At 63.4% G+C, this 1,749-nt stretch carries 1 pseudogene; it reads right to left on the minus strand.

Annotated elements, in window-relative coordinates:
- Nucleotides 1–1,749, minus strand: a pseudogene (locus ACIOWA_RS27920) (type IV secretion protein Rhs); the annotation flags it as partial.

Consider the following 1,749-nt stretch of genomic DNA (forward strand, 5'->3'; position numbering starts at 1 on the left):
AAGCGGTCGAGCGCGTCGTAGCCGTAGGTGCGCTGGCCGTGGCGGGTGTCGGCAATATGTTCCAGGTTGCCGTTGGCGCTGTAGGCATAATCGCGGCGATACAGCGAGGTGTGCTGATGGCCTACGGCGTGAGCGAGCAAACGGCCCTGATCGTCGTAGGCATATTCGCTGAGCAGCAGGCCTTGCTGGCGTTGTTGTTCGCGGCCCGACTGGTAGACGTGACGCGTCAACGGTGCGCCATTGAGATGGATCGCGGTCAGCGCGCCGCCCTTGGCGTAGTGGTAATCGAGCTTGCTGTTGTCCGGCAGGCGCTGGCGCTTGAGTTGGCCGCAGGCGTCGTAGGTGTAGCGCAAGGTGCCCCAGCCCTGATGCTCGGTGATCAGCCGATCCTGCCGGTCGTATTCGAAGGCCAGCGGGTGTTTCTGGCCGTCGTCGACGCCGGTCAGCCGACCGAGGCGGTCGTAGCGGTAGGCAACCTTGCCCCCGTCGGGGAGGGTCTTGAGCAGCAGGCGTCCGGCCGCATCGCGCTCGTAGGCGGTGACCAACGTCGAGCCGTCGTCACCGAACTCGGTCTTTTCCAGCAAGTGGCCATTGAGGTCGTAGGCGTATGCAGTACGTCGTCCGTCGAAGCCGGTTTCCTGTCGGATCAGTCCGTTGGGCGTGTAGTCCAGTCGGTATTTTTCGCCGGACTCGTTCTCGATCTCGGTGAGCAGCAGTTGCGCGTGGTCGTAGCGGTACTGCACCCGCGTGCCGTCGGGGTTGATCCGCCGGGACACCAGATGCAAGTCGTCGTCATATTCATAGCGGGTGATGCGCCCCAGTTCGTCGCGTTCGGCGGTGACCTGGTGATAGGCGCCGTAGCTGTAAGCGCGGGTGGCGCCCGTAGGAGAAGTCGTCTGGATCAGTCGGCCAACGGCGTCCCAATGCTGGCGAGTCACGGCGCCGTATTCGTCCGCCGTTGTAGTCCGTCGCCCCAGTGCGTCGTAGGCAAAGCGCCGCACGCCAGCATCGGGCAGGGTTTCTTCAATCAACTGGCCGAGGTTGTTCCAGACGAAAACATGCCGACTGGTGTCCGGGTAGCGGATCGACAGCAACTGCCCGCGGGCGTCGTAGTGGTAATGGGTGACGTGGCCGTCGGGATCGACCGCCTCAATGACATCGCCCTGGGCATTGCGCCGCCAGGTCCACAGTGCTTCGCCACGCGAGCGGCGGTGCAGGAAACCGTTGCGGTACTCGTAGGACGTTGGCGCATCATCCGGCGGAATGAGCGCGATCAGGCGTCCGACTTCGTCGTAGCGGTATTCGGTGACGGCGCCGAGCGGGTCCTGCTCGGCGATCAGCCGGCCGCCATCGTCGTAAGCCTTTAAATACTCACCGCCATCGGCCTCGACCTTGCGCACCAGCCGTGCGCGGTCGTCATGGACGTAGGTTTCTTCGGTGCCGTCGACGTAATGCACCGCGACACTGCCGTCGTCATTCCAGACGTAGCGGGTGTCCATCTGCGAGAACGATGCCCAGTGCCGGACACAACGGGCAGCCTTGCCGGCCCCTTGCCACTCCCAGAAAAAACTCGCGCCACCGGTCAGTTGGCGCTGCAGGATGACGTGCTGGTCGTCGTAGTCGTAACGCTCGCTGTCTCCGGCCGCGTTAGTCGCTTCGATCAGGTGCTGATAGGCGTCGTAGCGGTAGCTGACGAGGGTGTGTTCAGTCTTCCACTCAGCCTGTTGAAACGACTGGTAATCGATGCCG

It is taken from the genome of Pseudomonas sp. NPDC087614 (genome assembly GCF_044743485.1).
In the GTDB taxonomy this organism is placed as follows: Bacteria; Pseudomonadota; Gammaproteobacteria; order Pseudomonadales; family Pseudomonadaceae; genus Aquipseudomonas; species Aquipseudomonas baetica_A.